This window comes from Marinobacter salsuginis (genome assembly GCF_009617755.1).
Lineage (GTDB): Bacteria > Pseudomonadota > Gammaproteobacteria > Pseudomonadales > Oleiphilaceae > Marinobacter > Marinobacter salsuginis.
Window position 1 is genome coordinate 1,726,207 of the sequence record NZ_BGZH01000001.1, and the last position, 20,331, is coordinate 1,746,537.

Genomic DNA, 20,331 nt, shown 5'->3' on the forward strand with positions numbered 1-20,331 from the left:
AAAGTCTATCCAAACCCCGCAGCCAAGTTGGGAGTTATGGTCATTGTTTGAGCCCCTCTCAGGATGACCAATTATGCGGCAGCGGTATCCGCTCTACCAGCGGGCCGTTACAATACCGGCCATGCCGACCGAACCCCAAATTTCTGATACCACCAACCTGCCGGATTACCTCACCGATGAACAGCGGGCGATTATTACTGCCGGCTATGAACATGCGGTGATTACTGCCGTGGCCGGCAGTGGTAAGACGTCGACGCTGGCGTGGCGGATTCGGTATCTGCTGGAACAGGGGCATGATCCGGATCGGATGCTGGTGCTGATGTTTAATCGCAGTGCCCGGGTGGATTTCGAGCGCAAGCTGCAGGAGGTTTGCGCCCAGCGCCGGCTGGCGCTGCCGGAGATTCGGACCTATCACGCCATGGGCCTTCGGCTGTACAAACGGTTTGTGCGGGAGGGCTATCTGCCGGGGTTTTCGGAGAAGATTCTGACCGAGCAGGAGATCAGTTTCCAGGCCTGGCAGTTGACGCGTCGGCTGGCGCCGGAGGACCTGGCGGATGAGATCAGGCGCAACAAGAAGGATTTCGTCGAGACGGCGACGGGGTTTATTGATCTTGTGAAGACCACCCTGTCGCCGGCGGAGATCGTGTTTGAGGAGTTGGGGTACTCGGACAAGCACAAATACCTTGTTGATCTGTTCCACAGTTTCGAACAGTGGCGCAAGAGCCAGGGTCGGATCAGTTATGCCGACATGCTGTATGAGCCGGTGATGGCCATTCACCAGAATCCTCCGTTGCAGAGGTTGGTTGGCAACAAGATGGATCTGATTCTGGTGGATGAGTACCAGGACACCAATGAGATCCAGCATCTGCTGTTGCGCTACGTGGCCGGGGACCGGGCCCGGGTGACGGTTGTTGGTGACCCGGATCAGACGATCTACGAGTTCCGGGGCGCGAAGCCGGAGTTTATCCTCAAACGGTTCAGCGATGAGTTCGAAAGCCCGCTGGAGCAGACTCTCAGCTACACCTTCCGGTACGGCCACCGGGTGGCACTGCTGGCAAACCATCTGATCTGCCACAACACGGGGCGCAAGGATGTGCTTTGCCACTCCCACCCTTCCACGCCCGGCACGGAGATCACCCTGCATCGGGCGGAGAGCGATGCCGATACCGTTTTGCAGATTCTGCAGGGTCAGTCGGAACCGGCTCTGGCAGGAACGGCGATTCTGTTCCGGGTCTGGAGTCAGAGTGTCCCTATTGAGCTGAAGCTGCTGGCCCGGCAGATTCCCTACCGGATTGATGCCGGCAAGGGCGCGCTGTTCAGCCGGGAAGTGCAGGCCATCACCGCCCTGCTGATGGTGGTGACCGGCAAGCTGGAAAACCTGCCGGACGAGGATCGGCTTGAGCTGGCACGGCAGTTGTTGCGTTTCCCCCACGTTGGCTTGAAAGAGCCCGAACTGGAGCAACTGGCACGGTTCCTGGCCGGGTTTTCCGGCGGCTGGCACGAGCGGTTGCTGGCCATGGATTTTGACGCTCTGGCACCGATGGCGGCCCGTAAGCTGCGAAAGCTTGGCGAGGTGCTTGCCCAGCTTCGCAGTTATGGGGGGCCGGTTGCAGGACTGATCAGTGTCTATGCCGAGCATACAGACCTCTATGAAGGCATCCGGAGCCTGGCCCTGACCCATGAAAGCGCTGAAGAGCGGATTGATACCGTGCAGGGATTCCGGCAATACCTGAAAAGCCTGGATGTCACCGCCGAAGGCGCCCTGGAGCATCTGAAGGCCCTGAAGCAACAGGCAGGTGAGAATCAGCAAGGTGGCGTTCTGCTCTCGACCATTCATCGCACCAAGGGGCTGGAATGGCCGACGGTGATCATTCCCGGCCTGCAGGAGAAATACCTGCCTTACAGCCCGCGTCCCCAGGACAATGCCCGAGGATTTCTGGAGAGTGAGCGGCGGCTGCTCTATGTGGCCATGACCAGGACCCGCCAGCAGCTCCATCTGATTACCCTCCCTGCCAGCAACCAGCCGCATCTGGACGGCGATCAGGGCCCGAGCCGTTTTGTGGAAGAATTCTGCTTTGAACTGGCCGAGGAGTTCGGACGCTGGCTGGATGAACGAAGTCCAGCCCAGTCCTCAACCATCCGGCTGACCGCCCCTCTCACGCCGGTTAGCCAACGCTATGCCAACCGGGAAAATGTCGCCATCGAAGGCAATGCGGCAATGTCTGCCAACTCGATGGAACCACTCTGGCATCAGAAACGTCTTAGCCACGCGATTTTTGGCCCGGGCTCGGTGGTTACCGAGGATGAAAGCTCCTTCGAAGTGCACTTCGATAACGGCGAAATCCTCAACTTCAGCAAAAAGAGCGCGCATCTGTACTTCACTGCTCTGGCCTGAAACGACTTCCGGCTCGTAATGGTCAACTGGGTACAATTGCGGACGTAACAATCCGTATCATTTTTTTGTCTTTTTTGGCCTACTAGCCTAAATTCCGGGTATACAAGCACTTTTCATATAGAAGTGCGGTACCACAACGACAATGAACAGGAGGTTCTGCATGAACGTCATGCGTCCGATTTCCGCGGCTGTTCTCGCCGCCACCCTTGCAACTCCGGCCATCGCCGACCGTCAGGAAACCATCTATATCAACCCGTTTGCGGGTTTCCAGCTGTTTGACGACAAACGCGATCTGAGCGAAACCGGCACCTTCGGTGTTGGTGTGGAATACCGCTTCCGCCCGCACTGGTCGGTAGAAGCCCTGTATTCACGTGCCGATGCAGATCGGAAATACGTGCCCGGTGAGTCCGAGTTCGACGAAGTCAGGGTCGATGGCACCTACTACTTTGCCGGCCCGGACGAAGCCTGGAACCCGTATGTTTCCCTGGGTGCCGGCCATGCAGACTTCGGTTCTGACAACAGCGGTGTCCGTACCGCCGGCAGCAACCACGATGAGACGCGAGTGAACGTCGGCACCGGCTTCCGCTATAACATCAGTGATTCCGTATCGCTGCGCGGCGATCTCCGTGAATTCCATGGCATTGATGAGAGCACCTTCGACACCCAGGTCTCTCTGGGCATCAGTTTTGCCTTTACCCGCACTGTGGCCCAGGCAGCCGCAGAGCCTGCACGTCCTGCAGATGCTGATGGCGATGGCGTCCCGGACTCACGTGACCAGTGCCCCGGCACGCCGGCAGGCGCAACCGTTGACGGCAATGGCTGCGAACCGGATTCGGATCGCGACGGCGTTGCTGACAGCCGAGACCAGTGTCCCGACACCCCGCGCGGTGCGGAAGTAAACAGCCGTGGCTGCGAACTGGACAGCGATAACGACGGCGTGGTCAACAGCCAGGATCTGTGCCCGAACACAACCGCCGGCGCAGAAGTGGATGACACCGGCTGTGAGGGTGTCACCGAAACCATCCAGACCTTCACCATCGAAGTGAAGTTCCCGACCAACAGCTCCGTGATCGGCAACGCCTACGATGAAGAAATCCGTCGCGTGGCTGATTTCATGCAGGAAAACCCGGAAACCATCGTGGAGATTGCCGGTCACACCGACAGCGCCGGTGCCGCCGACTACAATCAGTTCCTGTCCCAGCGCCGTGCCGAAGCAGTTGCAGGCCGTCTGACAGGTCCTCTGGGCGTTGATCCGGCGCGGGTGGAAGCCGTAGGTTATGGTGAGGAGCAGCCAATTGCCTCTAACGAGACAGCAGCTGGCCGCGCAGAGAACCGCCGGGTCGAAGCTCGCATTCAGGTTCGCCGTTAAGTTACGGGCGTTAGCTGAGTGAATTGAAAAGGCGCCTCCGGGCGCCTTTTCTGTTTCTGGAAACAAGTGGGGAACTCACGCCGCTTCTCAGTCCGGGTTTACAGACCCGCTATTACGGGGCGCTTTATGAGCTGACCTACGTGTCTTTCAGGGACGGCTGTGTTGAGCGCGAGGAGTACCGGAAGCCCTGACCGCATCGAGCAGCAGATTTCGGGGCGTCAGAGACCGGTCGCAGAATTGCCCGAGCCGTACCTCGTAGCCATGCTCCTCCAGGAATACGGCATAATCCAACACCATCCAGAGCTCGAGCGGACGCCGGAACAGGTGCCTGACCAGCTCATGACGGCGAACCTCTGCCAGTCGACGCTCGCCAAACGCCAACCAGTGATCAAACTCGACCCTGTCGGGTAACTCAAGGTGCTTTTTCGCTGCGGCCCATCGACAAAAAGCTGGAAAGCCTTTCCTCAGCAGTCGCGCCGGATGGGAAGGTACAGGAAGGTATTCGTCCTGCCCCCGCAAGAACCGTTGCAGGCCATCGAACGCCAGGCGCCACTGGCTGATCAAACGCGTCTGTTCCCGAACCCTGGCAGGCGCCGTCACCGTTTCCTGGACCGCCAGCCGGAGATCATTTCGGCCCGGTTGCAGCACCCCCTGATAGCCCGACGCCCGCCGGGAAAGGGGGCGGTAAATGTCCCGGTCGGTCAGGTGGTAGCAGCAGGGTGAAATACTCAGCCGGGGCAATCCAGTCTCGCTGCCGCGTTTGAGCAGCTGCCGGTGCAGATCGCCGCAGGCATGGAGTGCAACGCCATGGTAATCGTCTGGAAGCTTCAGTCCCGGGGCCATCACGTCCTGGCAGCCGATCGACACCCGATCCCCAAAGTGCTCGGCCAGACGGTTTCCATCATGAACCAGCTCCAGGTTCCACTCGAAACCCAGGATCTCACCGGGGCACAACGGCGCCAGCGTCCGCGCAAGATGGCCCTTGCCGCAGCACCAGTCCAGGGCGGGGTGGTCCAGCGGTGCCAGTGCGGCGGCAAAGGCACCCGACTGCAGACGCTTTCGGCCGGGCATATCCGTAGCCCGGATTTCCGGCAGGGTCGCCTTTGATGCCTCATCGTCCGAGGGCAAAAGCGCCGGCAGTTGCACGATGTCCGCATACCCTTCCAGGGACGGCAGCCACCGTGCTGCCCGAGCCGCCAATTCAACGGGCCTGTCATCCAGGTACTGGCATTCTGCATCGCTAAGCTCTGCCAGCATCGCTGCCAGTTCCGGATAAGCTTTTGTCCAGGCCGGCTGCGGTGTCATGAACGGCGCCGGCTGCCAGAACGCCTGGTGCTGCACCAGCCAGTCGTTCAGCTGCTGCCATCGCTGGTAAAAAGATTCCGCGCCGTGGTGTAAACTCGCCGCCGGAGGTAACGTCATGAAACTGGCCTTTGTACTTGTTGAGCCCAAGGTTCCCGAAAATGTCGGTGCGGCCGCCCGTGCCCTGTGCACCATGGGCTTCGGCGAGCTCTGGCTGGTCAACTCGGACCTGCACACCCGCCCCGAAGCCCACTGGCTGGCCCACGGCAGCGACCACATCCTGGACAATGCGCGCATTTTCCCCGATCTGGCAGCGGTAAGAAACTCCGTAGACCTGCTAATGGGCACCTCCGCCAAGACCCGGCATCAGCGCCAGGATTGGCACGGCCCCTCTGATCTGCGGAAGCTTCTGGCTACGAAGGGGGCGTCCGTCGCAACCGCAGCGCTGGTGTTTGGCCGGGAAGATCGTGGGCTTTCCAATGACGAACTGGCACTCTGCGATCTGCTGACCGGCATTCCCATGAAGGTCGCCTACCCCTCCCTGAATCTGGCCCAGTCGGTGATGCTCTATGCCTGGGAAATGTCCGGGCTTTCAGATTCTATGGATGACGAACCTGAGCCTGCCGATGAAAATCGGCTTGGCGCCCTCCGCAACCGGCTCGAAACCCTGCTACCCGAACTCGATACGCCGCCTGAAGGGAAGCTGTCCCAGTGGGTTTTCGAGCGGCTGCCACTACTTTCTGATCGGGATATCGGGTTTGTTCATACGCTGTGTTCGAATATTGAGCGTAAACTTGGCCCTCAGTCGCGCTCCGATTCCGAGTAGTCACAGGACGGATAGCCCTTCCCGGGATACGCTGTGAATACGTCCATGTACGCTCGACGAAAACATCCATGTTTTCGACGATCCCGGGAAGGGCTATCCGTCCTCCTCCCAAGCCTTTTGCGCGCACCGGTTTGTTGAGACTATTCCTGGAATCTTCCGGGTCGGAAGGCATCCAAAGATATGGCTGGCTCCTCGCCTTCGATTATCTGGGCGATGACATCGGCACTGCCGGCTGACAGGGTCCAGCCGAAGGTGCCGTGGCCGGTATTCAAATAGAGATTTTCTCTGGGACCGCGGCCAATAATCGCCGGGCCGTCGGGGGTCATGGGGCGAAAACCTGTCCAGGTTTCAGCGGCATCGAGGTCGGCACAGCCGGGGAACCGGGATTCGACCGACTTCTTGATAGTTGCCAGTCGGGCTTCAGGAATCTCCCGATTAAAATCGGCCAGTTCGACGAAGCCGGTGGCCCGTAAACGGTTGCCCAGACGGGTGGAGACGACTTTGTAGTTGTCGTCGTGAATGGTGGATGCCGGACCGCGCTCCGGGTCTTTCATCGGAACCGTCAGGCTGTAGCCTTTTACCGGATAGATGGGCAGTTCCAGCCCGAGAGGCTGAACCAGATGATTGGACCAGCACCCGGCGCTGATAACGAAGGCATCCGCCTCCAGGGTTTCCATCACCCCTTCGCCGGTTCTGAGTGAAATTGCACTGACCTTCTGCTCATCGGCAATGAGTTTTTCCGCTTCCACGTTGTAACGAACGACAACCCCCTTTTCCTCGCAGGCTTTTGCCAGTTCCCGGGAGAACTTGTGACAGTCACCGGTGCCATCGCTGTCGTAGCTGAGGGCACCATAGAGCGGGCCGTTGCCGACCATGCCGGGTTCGGCCTCGCGCACCTGTTCGGGGGTGAGCAAACGGGAAGGAATACCGAGTTCGTTCAGGAGTTCATGGGTTGTCCGGTAGCCTTCCAGCGCCTCCGGGGTGCTGGCCAGGTGCAACAGGCCCTGATGGTCGCCGTCAAAGGCAAGGTCCAGTTCCTTTTCCAAAACCTGAAACCGTTTCCGACTGTGGATACCGAGGCGCAACATGGCGCGGCGGTTCAGACCGAACAGCCCCGGCGACCAGGCGTAACGGAGGGTAGCGAACATGAATTTCAGGGTTTCCACCGACGGCGGAAAGCGCAGCTTCAGGGGGCCGTCCTGCTTGAGGATCCAGGGGATGGCCTTGAACACAATTGAGGGATCCGCCCAGGGGTAGACCACGCCGTAGGAGCGCTGGGCCGCGTTGGCCTTGCTGGTTTCGTTGCCGGCAATTGCGTGACGCTCCAGCACAGTCACCTGGTGGCCCCGGCGATTCAGTTCGTAGGCCGTGGTCATTCCCACCACGCCGCCACCGACTACAACAATGTGCATGCATTCCTCCGCTGTGTTTATTTCACGCCATTTTTTGCCAACAGGCGTCGGTATTCTTTCAGGACAGTCTCATCTTCTTTCGGATAATCCGGCGCCAGCCTTTGCAGTTGCTCTGCCAGTATCGCCGCAACAATGGCACGGGCCTGGGGTTTCCGGTCACCCGGCACAATGAACCAGGGGGACTGCTCCGTATGGGTCTCGGCCAGGGCCTCTTCGGCGAAGGCTTCGTACTGGCGACGTTTCTCCCACCCGTCGATATCCGACTTGTCGAATTTCCAGCGCTTGCGCGGTTTGTCGAGGCGCTTCAACAGGCGCTGTCGATGCTCGTCTTCAGACAGGTTGAGCCAGATCTTGATGATTGTGGTGCCCTCTTCCACCAGGTGGGTCTCGAAGTTCCGGATGGAGCAGTAACGGTTCTGCCAGTTGTAGCTGTCGGGCTCATGGACCGGCCATACCCGCTCGGCGATCACAGCTTCGTGATGGCTGCGATTGAAGGCCACCATCTCGCCAAAGCCGGGCAAGAAGGGCGTGACCCGCCATAGAAAGTCATGGCGGGTTTCGGCACCCTTGGGCCGGCTGAATGACCAGGCGTGAAAGCCCGCGGGGTCTGCAAAGGTTGCCAGTGTGCGGATCAGGCTGTCCTTACCACTGGTATCCGGTCCGTGTGTGACCAGCAGCACCGCCCTTGCCTGATTTGCCCAGAGTCGGCGCTGGTATTCACCAATCTGTTCCAGGTTGGCCTCAAGGCCGGGCAGCTCCGTTTCATCGCTGTCCAGCAATGTCTGGTAGTCCCGGAATCTGGGTTTTCCGGGGTCGAAAAGAAAAGAGCTGGCAAACGCCGACAGCTTCATCAAAGTGCTCCGTGCAACTCCCTATGGATGTAATACAGGTCAACAATCGAACAAGCTGGTAAACTTGTGAGACTGAATTCACAGAATAGCAGCCTGGACGCAGGTTGCGATGGAGTGTAGTACCCGGCAATGAGTAAGAAACGTCGCGAGATTCCCGTATTCGATCACCCGATCATCGAGACCCACTGTCACCTGGATTACCTCAAGGACCGCCCGCTTGAGGAAACACTGGAACAGGCACAGGGGGTCAATATCGAGAAGGTGATCACCATTGCGGTGTCCCCGGACAACCTTGCAAGGGTACGCGAACTCAGCCAGGTGGCACCTTGGGTTTACGGTACCCAGGGAATCCACCCCCACGATGCCGAAAGTTATTCCGACGACGTGGAAGCGGAAATCCGCGCCCATGCCCGGGACGAAAAGATCGTTGCCGTGGGCGAGATTGGGCTGGACTACTTCTACGACAACGCCGATCGGGACGTACAGCGCGAGGTGTTCCGGCGTCAGTTGCAGATTGCCTGTGACACGGACCGGCCTGTCGTTATCCACAGCCGGGAAGCAGACGACGATACCATCGAGATCCTTGGCGAGTTTGAGGCCACCCTGAAGCGCCGCGGTGTCATCCATAGTTTCACCTCCGGCCCCGGGCTTGCGCGGTATGCCCTGGATCAGGGCTGGTGCCTCGGCTTCAACGGCATCACCACGTTCAACAAGGCGGAGAACGTCAGGGACATCGTGCGCATGGCGCCGATCGACCAGATCCTGCTGGAAACCGATTCACCCTTCCTTACCCCGGTACCCTACCGCGGCAAGGAAAATGCACCGTTTTACCTGCCCTTCGTCGCCGAGAAAATCGCCGAGGTGAAAGAGCTGCCCCTGGACGAGGTGATTGGTAAGACTTATCAGAACAGCCTGAGGACGTTTTTCCCCGGCGAATGATAAAACGCGTCCCCATCTCCGCACTCAAGGTCGGCATGTACATAACCGACCTGAACAACGACTGGATTCCCCATAACACCCAGCGTAAGCGCGGTGTGATCAAAAAAGAGGAAACCATCGAGAAAATCCGCCGTATGGGGGTGGAGTTCGTCTATATCGACGCCTCTAAGGGACTCGACACCCAAGATTCAGAGACGGCCGCCGAAGTGGATCGCCGGAACGAGTCGGCCCTTCAAAAGGCGGGTGAATTGACCCCGGGGCTGCGGCCCCATGTTCCGCTTGCCGAAGAAATCGTCATCGCCCAGCAGATCCACAGCCAGGCCCAGAACCTGGTTGGCGACTTTATGAGCCACGCCAAAGTGGGTGGCGCCATTGATGTAGCGCCCATCCACGAGCTGGCGGATGAGCTCCAGCATTCCGTACTCCGGAATGCCAATGCTCTCAGCTGCCTGGGACGAATCCGCGAGAAAGACAACTACCTGCTGGAACACTCGGTCAATCTCAGTGTGTTGATGTCCCTGTTCGGCAATTATCGGGGTCTGTCTGCGGATGTGCTGCACCAGACGATCGTGGGCGCGCTGCTGCACGATCTGGGTAAGATCCTCACTCCCGACGAGATACTCCACAAGCCCGGCCGTCTGACGCCGGAAGAGTTTGAAGTAATGAAGCTTCATGCTCGCCATTCACGAGACATTCTGGCTACCACCGAGGGCATCGGAGAGCTCACCGTCATCACAGCAGCCCAGCACCACGAGCGCCTGGACGGTACCGGTTATCCGGAAGGCCTGAAGGGCGACGAGATTTCGGAGTATGGTCGCATGGTCGCGATCAGCGATGTTTACGATGCCATCACGGCAGACCGGGTCTATCACAAGGGCATGACACCAACCCAGGGCCTGAAGAAGCTCCTGGAATGGAGCGGCAGTCATCTGGATCCAGTTCTGGTCAAACAGTTTATCCGCTGCCTTGGGCTTTATCCGGTGGGCTCGCTGGTGCTGCTGGAAAGCGGTCGTCTCGGCGTGGTGGTCGAAGCCAACGAGAGCGATCAGAGACTGCCGACTGTGCGCGTTATGTATCACACCAAATTCCGTATGCCGATCACGATGGACACCATTGATCTCTCGAAGCCGGGCACCCAGGACCGGATCCTCCGGGCCGTGGATCCGGAAACCTACAAGATCGATGTCCGGAAATTCCTCGCCTGAGTATTCGCCTCGTCCACCCCGGGCTCTGCTAATCTGAAAGCAACCCAGCTTCGAGTAACAAGTTCCGACATGACTGCAACTGTCTTTCAGATTCTCGGTGGCCTTGCCCTGTTCCTGCTCGCCATGGAGATGATGACCAATGGCCTGAAAAGCGCTGCAGGGCATCAATTACGCCATATGCTCGGACACTGGACCCGCAGCCCTCTAAGGGGATTTGGGGCCGGTTTATTGATCACCGGCATCGTCCAGTCTTCAAGCGCGGTCACCGTCGCCACCATCGGCTTTGTGAATGCGGGCCTGCTCAGCCTCAGTCATTCACTCGGGGTGGTTTTCGGCGCGAACGTAGGCACCACCATGACCGGCTGGCTGGTCAGTTTTGTCGGCTTCGGATTCAAGATCGAGGCGTTCGCCATGCCTCTGCTGGCAGCCGGTGTGGCCCTGAAGCTGCTGGCCCGGAGCCAGCGGAACCAGTCACTTGGTGAGGCCCTTGCCGGGTTTGCTCTGTTTTTCCTCGGGCTCTCGGTTCTCAAGGACTCCCTTGGGCAACTGACCGTCGGCCTTGATAGTTCTGAATTTCTCGGCCAGGCCATCGCATTACCCCTTTTCGTTCTATTCGGGTTTCTGGCAACGGTGCTGACTCAATCATCCAGCGCGGCCCTGGCGATCATCCTCAGCGCCGCCGCCAGCAGTCTACTCTCCCTTGAAGATGCCGCAGCAGCAGTCATCGGCGCCAACCTGGGCACCACCTCCACCGCTGCCATTGCCGTACTCAGGGCCACCGCGAATGCCAGACGCCTCGCCCTTGGTCATGTCATGTTCAACCTTGTCACGGGCGCCATCGCCATTCTGATCCTGCCTTTGATGCTCTGGCTCATTACCTCGTTAACCGACTGGCTGGACCTGGATACCAATGCTGCCCTGTCGCTCGCCATATTCCATACACTGTTCAACCTGCTTGGCGCAGCCATCATGCTGCCGCTGCTGAAACCATTCGCACGTATCCTCGGGCGAATGTTCCGAAGCAAGGAGGAGGACAACGCAGAACCCCGATTTCTGGATGACACCCTGATCAACACGCCGGAACTTGCGGTAGGCGCCGTTGATCAGGAAATGAAGCGACTGATTGGCCTGACTCGGGGGCTGCTGAGAGCATGTCTTGACCGGGAGGATCTGGCTCCGGAAAAGATCAGGGCCACCATGGAAGCTGCGCAGAGTCTCAATAGTGCGATAACGGAGTACATCTCTCGCCTTCGTGCCGAGAAGATGCTGCCTGCCACGGTCGATACCCTGACCCTGTCCATTCGCACCTGCCGATACCTTGCGGAAGCAACAGAGCTGGCTCCTGCGCTCCTGCGGCTCCGACAGTCAGGGAAACTCGTGCAAACGGCACCACTGAAAGGTGAGATGGACGCCTATACCAATTTATTGCGCGAGTTGGTGGCGTCGGAAGTGGGATTGCCGGAAATCTTCGGGGAAACCGAGAAGATTTACCATATTCTGAAATCGCGAATGCTAGCCATGATTGTCAAACGCGAGCTGCCAGCAGTTGTGGGGGAACGAACGCTGGATGATCTGAGTTCAGTTCGCCGGCTATGTGACCAATGGACCAAATCCCTGGATTGGCGCCCCTCGACAGAACTGCTCAATGGAGATTCTCAGGCCGAGGGCTCAGTGAACCGCACATAGCGATTTCTACCGCAGCGCTTGGCCTGATACATCGCATGGTCCGCCTGCCGTAGAAGCTGGTCCCCATCCAGATCCTCGGCTTGAGGGAACAGCGTGTAGCCAATGCTGGCGGAGACCTCGACGCTGTGATCGGCTACCCAAACCGGAGTAGCCACCTGGTGTAGTAGCCGCCCCAACAGGCTCTCCAGAGCTGCTTCATCCTGCACGTTCATGATAATAGCCGCGAATTCGTCGCCCCCGATTCGCGCCAGAGAATCCTCTTCACGGAGTTCGGCGCGCATACGTGTGGCTACCTCAACCAGCAACTGGTCACCAGCTTCATGGCCAAAAGCATCGTTAACCGGCTTGAACTCATCGAGATCTATGTAAACTACCGCCAACTTCCCACTCTGTCGTTTGGTCAGCGCCATGGCCTGTTGCAAGCGATCGGCAAACAGGACCCGGTTTGGCATGCCCGTCAGGGCATCGTAATGCGCCATGATACGGAGCCTTCGTTCCTGCTCCTTGAGTCGGCTGACGTCACTGAAGATGCCTACAAAATGGGAGACTTCGCCATGATCACCACGCACACTGCTGAGGGTCACCGATAATGTTATTCCCTCGCCATCGTTTCTGCGGCTGGCGAACTCACCAGACCAGAAACCCTGAGAACGTGCACTGGAAAAAATACCGCTGCCCTCATCGACTGGCAGAGGGGGTAGGCGACCGATCGCCTTTTTGCGTGTCCGGCCGGTAATCGTAAGATAGGCGTCGTTTACGTCCAGGACCATTCCGTGATTATCGGTAATGAAAATGGCTTCGCGTGCGTACTCAAACACGCTTGCTGCCAGTCTTTGACGCTGCTCTGCTCGCTTCCGGCGGTTAATGTCATAGAGCGAACAAAGAATAAAGTCGTCCCTTCCGTCATCCGCATCGACCGGTGCCATGGTTAGCTCCACCCAGACTTCTGTGCCGTCAGAGCGATTCAATACCCACTCACATTGCTCCACCTGACCACCCGCGACGCGGGCCATCATGTGCGCGAGTTTCTGCCAGGAAATGAGTCCGTCTGGTTGGTACTCGGGTGAAAAAACCGATAGATCCTTACCAATGAGCGACTCTCTGGAGGCGTAGCGAAGCAGATCGACGGAAGCCGGGTTGGTGTCAACAAACCTCCCGTCTCGAATGATCAGAGCTGGCTGGGGCCAACCTCGGATGAGTTGACGAAGGCGACGCTGTTCGGAGGCAAGCTGACGTTTACTGCGGGCCAGCCACAAGGACGAAGTGATAAGCAGAATGACCAGAATCAGGATCGTAAACACCCAGAGCCGATACTGCTGTAACGCATCAACCCAGGTCAGCTGGGGCACCTGATCATAGGGCGGGACACGCAGCATCCGCGCCAGGTATTCAACGGACTGGTAATCCGCGGGCGGCGAAAAGCCGGCAATGCCAACGGCCAGCGCAACCTCATCTTCCGGTTCGATGGCAAAAAGTGCCGAAGCAATCTTGCGTACAGACCTTTCGTTAACATGGGGCAGGGCTACCAGAGGCCACTCTGGATAAAGTCGGGTTGAAACGACGAAGGGGAATCCTGAGAGCCGCTGACCATTCAGAACCTTTACCCGGGTAAACAGGTCGGGGTCGGCCTGCGCCATTTGCTCCAGAATGCTGGTGCGGATGAAACCCACGTCTGCATCACCTGTCAGAACCGAACGGACGACCCGGTCGTGAGTGCCGAGAAAGCGGATCAGATTCACTCTTCGGATATCAATGCCAGCGTCCAGAAGTTCCAGAACCTGGGTCTGATAGCCACCGAGAAAATGAACACCCGGCGAGGCGATCGTCTTGTTGCGTATATCGGCAAGATCTTGGATATCGTCGCGCTCGGCCTTGGCAAAGATCACGCCACCAAGACTCGTTGTGGAAGACTCGCCCGAGCGCCTGACCAAGGTAGCAAGAACTCCGGTCAAGCTGCGTTCGCTGCGGATGAGCAGAAAATGGCTGGGATTCGTGAGAAAAAAATCCAGACGGTTGGCAGCAATTGCCCGACTCATATTCTCCTGGTTGAGAATCTCCAGCTCTATCTGAATGCCCGTTTCCCGGGAAAGATAGTCGGTCAGAGGCTGGTAGCGATCCTGCAAAACGCTATCTGGCCGATAAGCGAAAACGCCCAGGGTCAATGTTTCATCGGCATGGGCTGGTGCAATCGCGGTCAGCTCCGCGACCGTCAGCACGAATAAAAGGGTAGTTAACCGGAGAATACTCAAAGAATCCTCGCTGGCAGGAACGAAGGGTCTGATAAACGCTGGATTCCCGGTTTTTGGTCAATCATCCCTTCTGCCAACATAAGGAGAGACAGGGACTCGGCCATGTTTTCGATAGCGCCAGCCACCCTGAGGTAACGTTGGTTTGCCGCCAGATCCGGTAGCATGACACTGGCCAGCGCTGCCCGGACCTCATCTGGGCTAATCCCCTGACGGGTCGCAATACGGTATACCGAGTCGTGCATGCTCCTCACCAGATGCTGCAGACCTGTGAAATGCCCTGAGACCAAATCGCGAACCGCGCGGGAGTTCCTGTCAGCCGCTTTACGGGTCACCACCAGCACATCGAATATGGTTTCCGGGACGTGACTGCTATCAAAAAGCCTGACGCCACCAGCGTTTTCGATCAGCGACGCTGTTGGCTCATAGCATACGCAGGCATCCACTTCACCCCGGGACCAGGCTTGTGCATGCTGGCTCACCGGCAAATCCACTTTTATTACGTCGTCCGGAGCAAGTCCCGCCACCTCAAGAATCTTGAACAGCATAATGCCCGAAACGCCGTTCAACTCCACAGCAATACGCTGCTTCTTCAACGCAGAAAGTTCGGTAATCGACGGTCTTACCATAAGTACATCAGCGCCGGCGGAAACATCAGTAACAGCCACGACGACCAGCTCCAGCCCCTTGGACGAGAGCCGTATCGTTTCATCCAGAGTCAGGGCTGCTCCATCAAGTGCACCCGAAAGGAGTCCATCCATAGAGTCTTTTGCCGAGGTACCCTGCACCAGCGCAACCGTATCAGGCAGCCAGTTGAAATCATCGGCGAGGTAAAGCGGTTCATAGCCAACCCAGGGGTGAATACCGAATCTCAGCGGTCCAGAATCGCTGCAACCCGGCAATCCCGCCGCGGACAGTCCGGCTGCAATCGATAAAGCAATAAATTCACGGCGTTGCATCGGGATCCGGACCAGGCTAGGACATTAACAATTGTCAATAAACACTAGTTTACTGTGTCACATGCTACCCGTAAAACCGCAATATGCATTGCACCGTGTCAATTTATCCCAAAGACAGGAATACCCCCATCAGCACAGGGGAGAGAAAAGAAAGCAGAAAGCCGGAGGCGATGGCTACCGGCACGCAGGGCAACCCGCCACTGCTGCGGATCACCGGCAGCGTGAAGTCCATGGCGGTCGCTCCTCCGTAACCGATGGCCATGGCCGGCCGGCTGGCAATCAACAATGGAATAATGGCCAGCGCAACAATCTCCCTGAGCACATCATTGAGGAAGGCTACGCCGCCCCAGGCGGGCCCGAGGGCTTCGCCAATCACAATGCCGGACAGCGAGTACCATCCAAACCCGGAGGCGACCGCCAGGGCGTCGTGCCAGGGCAGCCCCAGCCACGGAATCAGAACGGCACCCGCAGCGAGGGAACTGACCGTCAGAGCCAGCGCGATACCCAAGCCCTGGCGGTTCATCAGCAGCTTGCGCAACGACAGACCGGCATTGCGCAACTGGAGGCCAATCAGGAACAGGAGGAACATCAGGGCCCAGGTAGCCAGCTGTTCAGCCATCGGCATGTCAGGCAGCAGGTAGTATCCGGCGAGCAGCCCGGCAATAACCGCTACCAAGGGTTTCAGGCCGGCCAGGAACAGTCTGCGGTAACCCGGGCTGACGTTGCCTTCAACACGCTCAACCGACATTGGCTGCCAGCGGTGGAACAGCCACAGCCCCATCATGTTAGCGACGAAAAGCACCAGTACCAGCGCCATGACCTGGGCAGCCATACCGCCCAGTTGCGCCGCGAGCCCCTCCATCTGGCCAAGCCCCAGGCCAAGCAGCAGCAATATGAAATAAACCAGGCCTTCCACGGTGTAGTGAATGATGGTCATGGCCCTGCGACTCTCCAGGGCGATGGCAAAACCCAGGAACAGGGGCGCAAGAATGAGCAGGGCTCCGGTCAGCATGGTGTCCTCAAAGATAAGGGAGGTTGTCAGATCAGGGGTTTGAACTGGTCGGGGTCGGCCTCGGAGCTGGCCTGTTCAGCCCCTGGGGCTCCAATGGTGCGGGCAAGGCGCTGGGCAGTCACGGACCAAACCGCGTAGTCGCCTGGCTTCGGATCGTAACCCTTTCCCATCATAGTCCCGGCGATACTACGCAATACCGATTCGGCACTGGCAACGGTCCGCCAGGGACCACGCAGGAATTGGCCACCTGGGCGACCCTGGTCAGGGCCGGAGAGCGCCACCAGACCCCAAAGACCATCGCCAACTGGCCGGATGTGGAGCTCGATACGCTGATCCTCGCGAAGCATTACGAGATCTTTCAGTGGGCCCCGGCCGTGAAAATAATGCAGTTTCATAGAACCCTGCGCTTAGTGAAGCACATGACCAGAACGGTCCTGTACCAGCACCCAGGGCGCGACGACAACCGCCCAAAGCTCTGCATTGCGGTCGTACCAGGCCTGGGCCGTTTCGGGCGCTACGTCACCAACTTGCCCCTTCTCCATCCATTGGGCAAACCGTTGTTTATTGTCCGCAGCTAGTTCCGCGGCCACGTCCAGCAGATCGAGATCCGGGGACACGCGAACCACCTGCCCTCGTGCAAAGTAGGTCTGCAGTTCGTGCCAGTGAATACGGGAGGTTTCCAGATTGAGCTTTGCTTTCAGCTCATCCCGGGAAGGGGAAGACGACATCAAGGGGCCTCAAATACCGAAAAAGACCGCTACAGGTTAACCGAATCAAGCGCCGCAAAACCACCAGCCGTCAAAATTTCAGGGCCTGGCCAATGGTTCAATCGAGCTTTTCCCAGATTTCCCGAATCTGGTCCGAGAGTGTCATCGGGTCGAAGGGCTTCGGAATAACGTCCACGGCTCCCAGGGCCAGATAGCCCTTGACCTCATCTGGCTGCACCTTGGCCGTCATAAAAACAGCGGGGGTCTGGGCGAACTCGGGTTTTTCGCGGATAGCCCGCAGTGTACTTGGCCCATCCATGGTTGGCATCATTACATCCAGAAGGATTAGCTGCGGTCTGAAACCATCAAGATTCTCAAGAGCGTTGGCACCCGAATGACAGGCTTTCAGGGTGAACCCGCCGACCGCTTCCAACGCCAACTCGGCCACTGCCCGAATGTCTTCTTCATCCTCGACCAACATGATTTTTTCTAAAGGCATTCCAGACTCTGACATCTACCCACTCCCCGTATCCGATGTTTTTTTCCTGGACTCCAGCCAGTCCTCCAGCCCGAGATGCCTGAGAAGCCTGGAACACTCCGGGTTGTCTGCCTGCCCTCCAGCAATCAGACCAGCCACCCGCATAATGAGCAGGTTCTGCCTGACATCCTCCCGTGCGAGATAATGTACCGCACCGGACATCTGCCGGATGGCCAGCGGCAGCCGCCACTGTACCTTCAGCGTGTTGCCATACTGCTTTGCCCATTCGCGAAGCCCGTTTTCAATATCCCCTTCAGTCAGCTCACCGCCTTGCTGAACAAACTGATCCATCACATTCAGCACGGCCAACTCGCCCATTCGGCTCAGCAATCCAGCGGTCTGAAATTCGAGCGCCTTTTTGCCCAATACGAGGGCGAGCTTCTGGGCTTCCGACCCTACAGCTTCGGCCTGAGCCTGGTGATGTCTGGCGCTTTGCGCCAGAGCAGGAGAACGGAAGGAGGACCCCGTATCCAGAGCCAAAGCCAGGGCCTGACTCAAAGCCATGGGCACTCCCATTACCGAAATGGCATCACGGACAGTCGCAACGGGCTCTCCAGTTCGCCGGAACGAGGACCGGTTTGCCACCTCCAGCAGTCTGGCACACAACGACGCTTCTTTTTGCCAACGTTCGGCCAGTTGGCCGCCAGAGAGGTCCTGAGCCCGCTCCATCAAACCAAGAATGCCGGAAACATCCATACGGGTAGGTATCTGCAAACCGGATTCCAGTTTCCGCGATAGCATCTCAGCCAGTGTTTCGACGCTTGTATCCTCGGGCAAAACCGCCTTGAGCATGCCGGAAAGACGCTCATGCAGCATTTCCACACTGAACGGCTTGCTGATGTAACCGCTGATTCCGTAATGGGCTGCTTTGAGAATGGAATCGCGATCTGCCCGGCCCGTTACCATTACGACTGGCATGTTTTTGTCAGCTGCGCGGATTTTCCTGAGAACATCCAGACCGGTACCATCTGGCAATGACCAGTCGATCACGAACAATCCTGGTGCCCTGCTACGCCACAAATCCAGAGCTTCGCTGACCGTGAACGCCTTGAATACTCTCAATGCAGGATGAAGACCCGCAACCACGGTCTCCAGAAGATCCGCCATCAAGTCGTCATCTTCGACGATAATTACGTTCATCCGGGTTCAGACTCCTTCTGGGCCCAATCCAGATCATTTATCGAGGTAACACCGTTCCTGCCGGCGGCTTTGCGAGCATAGAGCGCTCTATCAGCGGCCTCTATCGCGTCTTCAGGCTTTTCATAGTCCTCAAGAGGCGCCATACCGACACTCAATGTCACGGAAAACGTTCCATCGGAACCGCTAAACTCGATCTTCGACATCTGCTCGCAGACCGCTTCCATCGATCTACGCGCGTTTTCAAGCGTGCAGTTCGGCAGTGCGACAATAAACTCCTCGCCACCGTAGCGACCGATCACATCGGTTTTTCTCAGGCGATGCCGAAGGAGGTTTGCAAGGCCCTTGATCACAAGATCACCAACTCTGTGTCCATGCCGGTCATTCACCTGTTTGAAATGGTCAAGATCAAGCATGGCCACCACGGAGGGATAGTCGAGTCTCTGGCAACGGCCATGCTCTTTCCCGACTTCCGACTTGGCCAGCGAATGCTTCAGTAACCCGGTCAGGCTGTCCCGCGAAGCCAGCTTGTCCAGTTGCCTGGCCCGATAGCATCGGACTCTGGCCGCCTGCAACAGGATCCTGTCAGACACGGGCTTGGTGAGAAAATCATCGCCACCCTGGGACAGGGCATCAAACTGGAATTCACTATCCTCCTCGGAGGACAGGAAAATGATGTGCAGACCCACCCACTCGGGATCAAACCGGAGCATTCGTGCCAGGGTAGTACCGTTAAAGTTTCCCATCTGGACATCCATCAGAATGATGTCCGGCCGAAACTCTGACAGGGCGCTCAGGACAGTTGCGGGAGAGCTGACCCGTCGAACCTCGAAACCACCCCCTTCCAGAATCAGGCTGTAACGTTCCAACAACTCCGGGTCATCATCAATTACCATCACCCGGCCGGAACCGAACTCCATTTTTTCATTGATGAGCCGTTCCATATAATCCGCCAGCACCGGTACATCGACAGGCTCGCTGACAAACCCATCCACGCCCAGCGCCGCAATCCGATATCGTTCATCAAACGCATCACTGGAACCAATGCAAATGATGGGGGGGCGGTCTTGTGAAGGCCATGGAATCTGTTCCTGCGCAATCAACACATCATCACGGATGAGCACAACGGAAATCCGGGACAGATCCTTGGAAAAAAGTTCTCTTGGGGTCGCGCATTGGACGGAAAAACCATGGGGTACCAGCAGATTCGCCAGGTATTCACCGGATGTTTGTTCGGGTTCGATTATCAAGACCTCAGGCTGGCCGGCACTGTCGGTGTTGCTGTCCTTGGGGGTTTCTGTGGCTTCCCCTTCGCTTTCTTCGACGGCGAGCAGACTCTCCAGGCCGCGAACCCTGCCAATGAAGTTCTCGTTCAGAAGCATTTCGTGAATCTCGGACAGGTCCCCGGGAGCACCCGTCTCACTCTCCAGGTAGGGTTTGAGGACGAGCTCCAACGCCCTGGCTTCCTCTCCAAGCGCCCGAAAACCAAACGTGCCGGCCGAGCCGGCAAGTCGGTGCAGAACCTGGTAGGCGCGCCTGACCTCTTCCTGCCCGCCCCGTCCAGCTGCGGCATCCATTGCCATCAATTCGATCAGATTAATATCCCCTGACGCCTTTTCCCTGAAGCGCGTTTTCAGGACATCAAGCTTGCGTAAAACGTCAGCCGTCTTTTCATCAGACATACATCATTCAATCCGATCTGCACTTCACCCGATTTATGCCATACTTCGGCTGAAATATTCACATC

The 20,331-nt window shown here is 57.9% G+C and carries 17 protein-coding genes; 6 read left to right on the forward strand and 11 right to left on the reverse strand.

What is annotated here, in order from left to right; all coding sequences use genetic code 11:
* Positions 1 to 73: 73 nt before the first annotated feature.
* Both GJU83_RS07960 and GJU83_RS07965 read left to right on the forward strand, forming a co-directional pair.
* On the forward strand, positions 74 to 2,395 hold the full coding sequence (locus tag GJU83_RS07960; RefSeq protein WP_153634026.1) for an ATP-dependent helicase: 2,322 nt from the start codon (positions 74 to 76) through the stop codon (positions 2,393 to 2,395).
* Positions 2,396 to 2,555: 160 nt separating this feature from the next.
* Positions 2,556 to 3,764 carry an OmpA family protein gene (locus GJU83_RS07965; protein WP_153634027.1) on the forward strand — a complete coding sequence of 403 codons (1,209 nt, stop codon included), beginning with the start codon at positions 2,556 to 2,558 and terminating at the stop codon, positions 3,762 to 3,764.
* A gap of 147 nt (positions 3,765 to 3,911) precedes the next feature.
* On the opposite strand, the gene GJU83_RS07970 is transcribed toward GJU83_RS07965, so the two are convergent.
* Positions 3,912 to 5,186, reverse strand: a complete 1,275-nt coding sequence (locus GJU83_RS07970; protein ID WP_153634028.1) for a methyltransferase — start codon at positions 5,184 to 5,186, stop codon at positions 3,912 to 3,914.
* Between GJU83_RS07970 and GJU83_RS07975 the strand changes: the two genes are divergently transcribed.
* Positions 5,185 to 5,892 carry a tRNA/rRNA methyltransferase gene (locus GJU83_RS07975; RefSeq protein WP_153634029.1) on the forward strand — a complete coding sequence of 236 codons (708 nt, stop codon included), beginning with the start codon at positions 5,185 to 5,187 and terminating at the stop codon, positions 5,890 to 5,892. The genes GJU83_RS07970 and GJU83_RS07975 overlap by 2 nt on opposite strands.
* A 140-nt stretch (positions 5,893 to 6,032) precedes the next feature.
* On the opposite strand, the gene GJU83_RS07980 is transcribed toward GJU83_RS07975, so the two are convergent.
* Both GJU83_RS07980 and GJU83_RS07985 read right to left on the reverse strand, forming a co-directional pair.
* On the reverse strand, positions 6,033 to 7,304 hold the full coding sequence (locus GJU83_RS07980) for a D-amino acid dehydrogenase (protein ID WP_153634030.1): 1,272 nt from the start codon (positions 7,302 to 7,304) through the stop codon (positions 6,033 to 6,035).
* A gap of 17 nt (positions 7,305 to 7,321) precedes the next feature.
* Positions 7,322 to 8,155, reverse strand: coding sequence for a polyphosphate kinase 2 family protein (locus GJU83_RS07985; RefSeq protein ID WP_153634031.1), 834 nt, complete (start codon positions 8,153 to 8,155; stop codon positions 7,322 to 7,324).
* A 129-nt stretch (positions 8,156 to 8,284) separates the two neighbouring features.
* Between GJU83_RS07985 and GJU83_RS07990 the strand changes: the two genes are divergently transcribed.
* The 3 genes from GJU83_RS07990 (at position 8,285) to GJU83_RS08000 (ending at position 11,985) form a co-directional block, all read left to right on the forward strand.
* A complete protein-coding gene (locus GJU83_RS07990; protein WP_136631173.1) occupies positions 8,285 to 9,094 on the forward strand; it encodes a TatD family hydrolase in 810 nt (269 codons plus the stop codon).
* Positions 9,091 to 10,299, forward strand: coding sequence for a cyclic di-GMP phosphodiesterase (locus tag GJU83_RS07995; protein WP_153634032.1), 1,209 nt, complete (start codon positions 9,091 to 9,093; stop codon positions 10,297 to 10,299). The genes GJU83_RS07990 and GJU83_RS07995 overlap by 4 nt, the downstream gene beginning before the upstream one ends.
* Before the next feature lie 69 nt (positions 10,300 to 10,368).
* The gene (locus GJU83_RS08000) at positions 10,369 to 11,985 is read left to right on the forward strand and encodes a Na/Pi cotransporter family protein (RefSeq protein WP_153634033.1); all 1,617 of its coding nucleotides are present in this window, start codon (positions 10,369 to 10,371) and stop codon (positions 11,983 to 11,985) included.
* Here GJU83_RS08000 and GJU83_RS08005 read toward each other — a convergent pair.
* From GJU83_RS08005 to GJU83_RS08040, 8 genes are all read right to left on the reverse strand, one after another.
* On the reverse strand, positions 11,955 to 14,234 hold the full coding sequence (locus tag GJU83_RS08005) for a PhnD/SsuA/transferrin family substrate-binding protein (protein WP_153634034.1): 2,280 nt from the start codon (positions 14,232 to 14,234) through the stop codon (positions 11,955 to 11,957). The two genes, GJU83_RS08000 and GJU83_RS08005, sit on opposite strands and share 31 nt — an antisense overlap.
* Positions 14,231 to 15,190, reverse strand: a complete 960-nt coding sequence (locus tag GJU83_RS08010) for an ABC transporter substrate-binding protein (RefSeq protein WP_153634035.1) — start codon at positions 15,188 to 15,190, stop codon at positions 14,231 to 14,233. Before GJU83_RS08010 ends, GJU83_RS08005 begins: the two co-directional genes overlap by 4 nt.
* A gap of 103 nt (positions 15,191 to 15,293) precedes the next feature.
* Positions 15,294 to 16,202: a LysO family transporter gene (locus GJU83_RS08015; RefSeq protein ID WP_153634036.1), complete on the reverse strand. Its 909-nt coding sequence runs from the start codon at positions 16,200 to 16,202 to the stop codon at positions 15,294 to 15,296.
* Between the two features lie 26 nt (positions 16,203 to 16,228).
* A complete protein-coding gene (locus GJU83_RS08020; RefSeq protein ID WP_069182219.1) occupies positions 16,229 to 16,597 on the reverse strand; it encodes a PA4575 family protein in 369 nt (122 codons plus the stop codon).
* 12 nt (positions 16,598 to 16,609) lie between these two features.
* On the reverse strand, positions 16,610 to 16,930 hold the full coding sequence (locus GJU83_RS08025) for a DUF2288 domain-containing protein (RefSeq protein ID WP_069182220.1): 321 nt from the start codon (positions 16,928 to 16,930) through the stop codon (positions 16,610 to 16,612).
* 97 nt (positions 16,931 to 17,027) lie between these two features.
* Positions 17,028 to 17,423, reverse strand: coding sequence for a response regulator (locus tag GJU83_RS08030; protein ID WP_069182221.1), 396 nt, complete (start codon positions 17,421 to 17,423; stop codon positions 17,028 to 17,030).
* On the reverse strand, positions 17,424 to 18,587 hold the full coding sequence (locus tag GJU83_RS08035) for a response regulator (protein WP_153634037.1): 1,164 nt from the start codon (positions 18,585 to 18,587) through the stop codon (positions 17,424 to 17,426).
* Complete coding sequence (locus tag GJU83_RS08040; RefSeq protein ID WP_153634038.1) at positions 18,584 to 20,266, reverse strand: diguanylate cyclase; 1,683 nt, start codon at positions 20,264 to 20,266, stop codon at positions 18,584 to 18,586. Before GJU83_RS08040 ends, GJU83_RS08035 begins: the two co-directional genes overlap by 4 nt.
* Positions 20,267 to 20,331 lie beyond the last annotated feature (65 nt).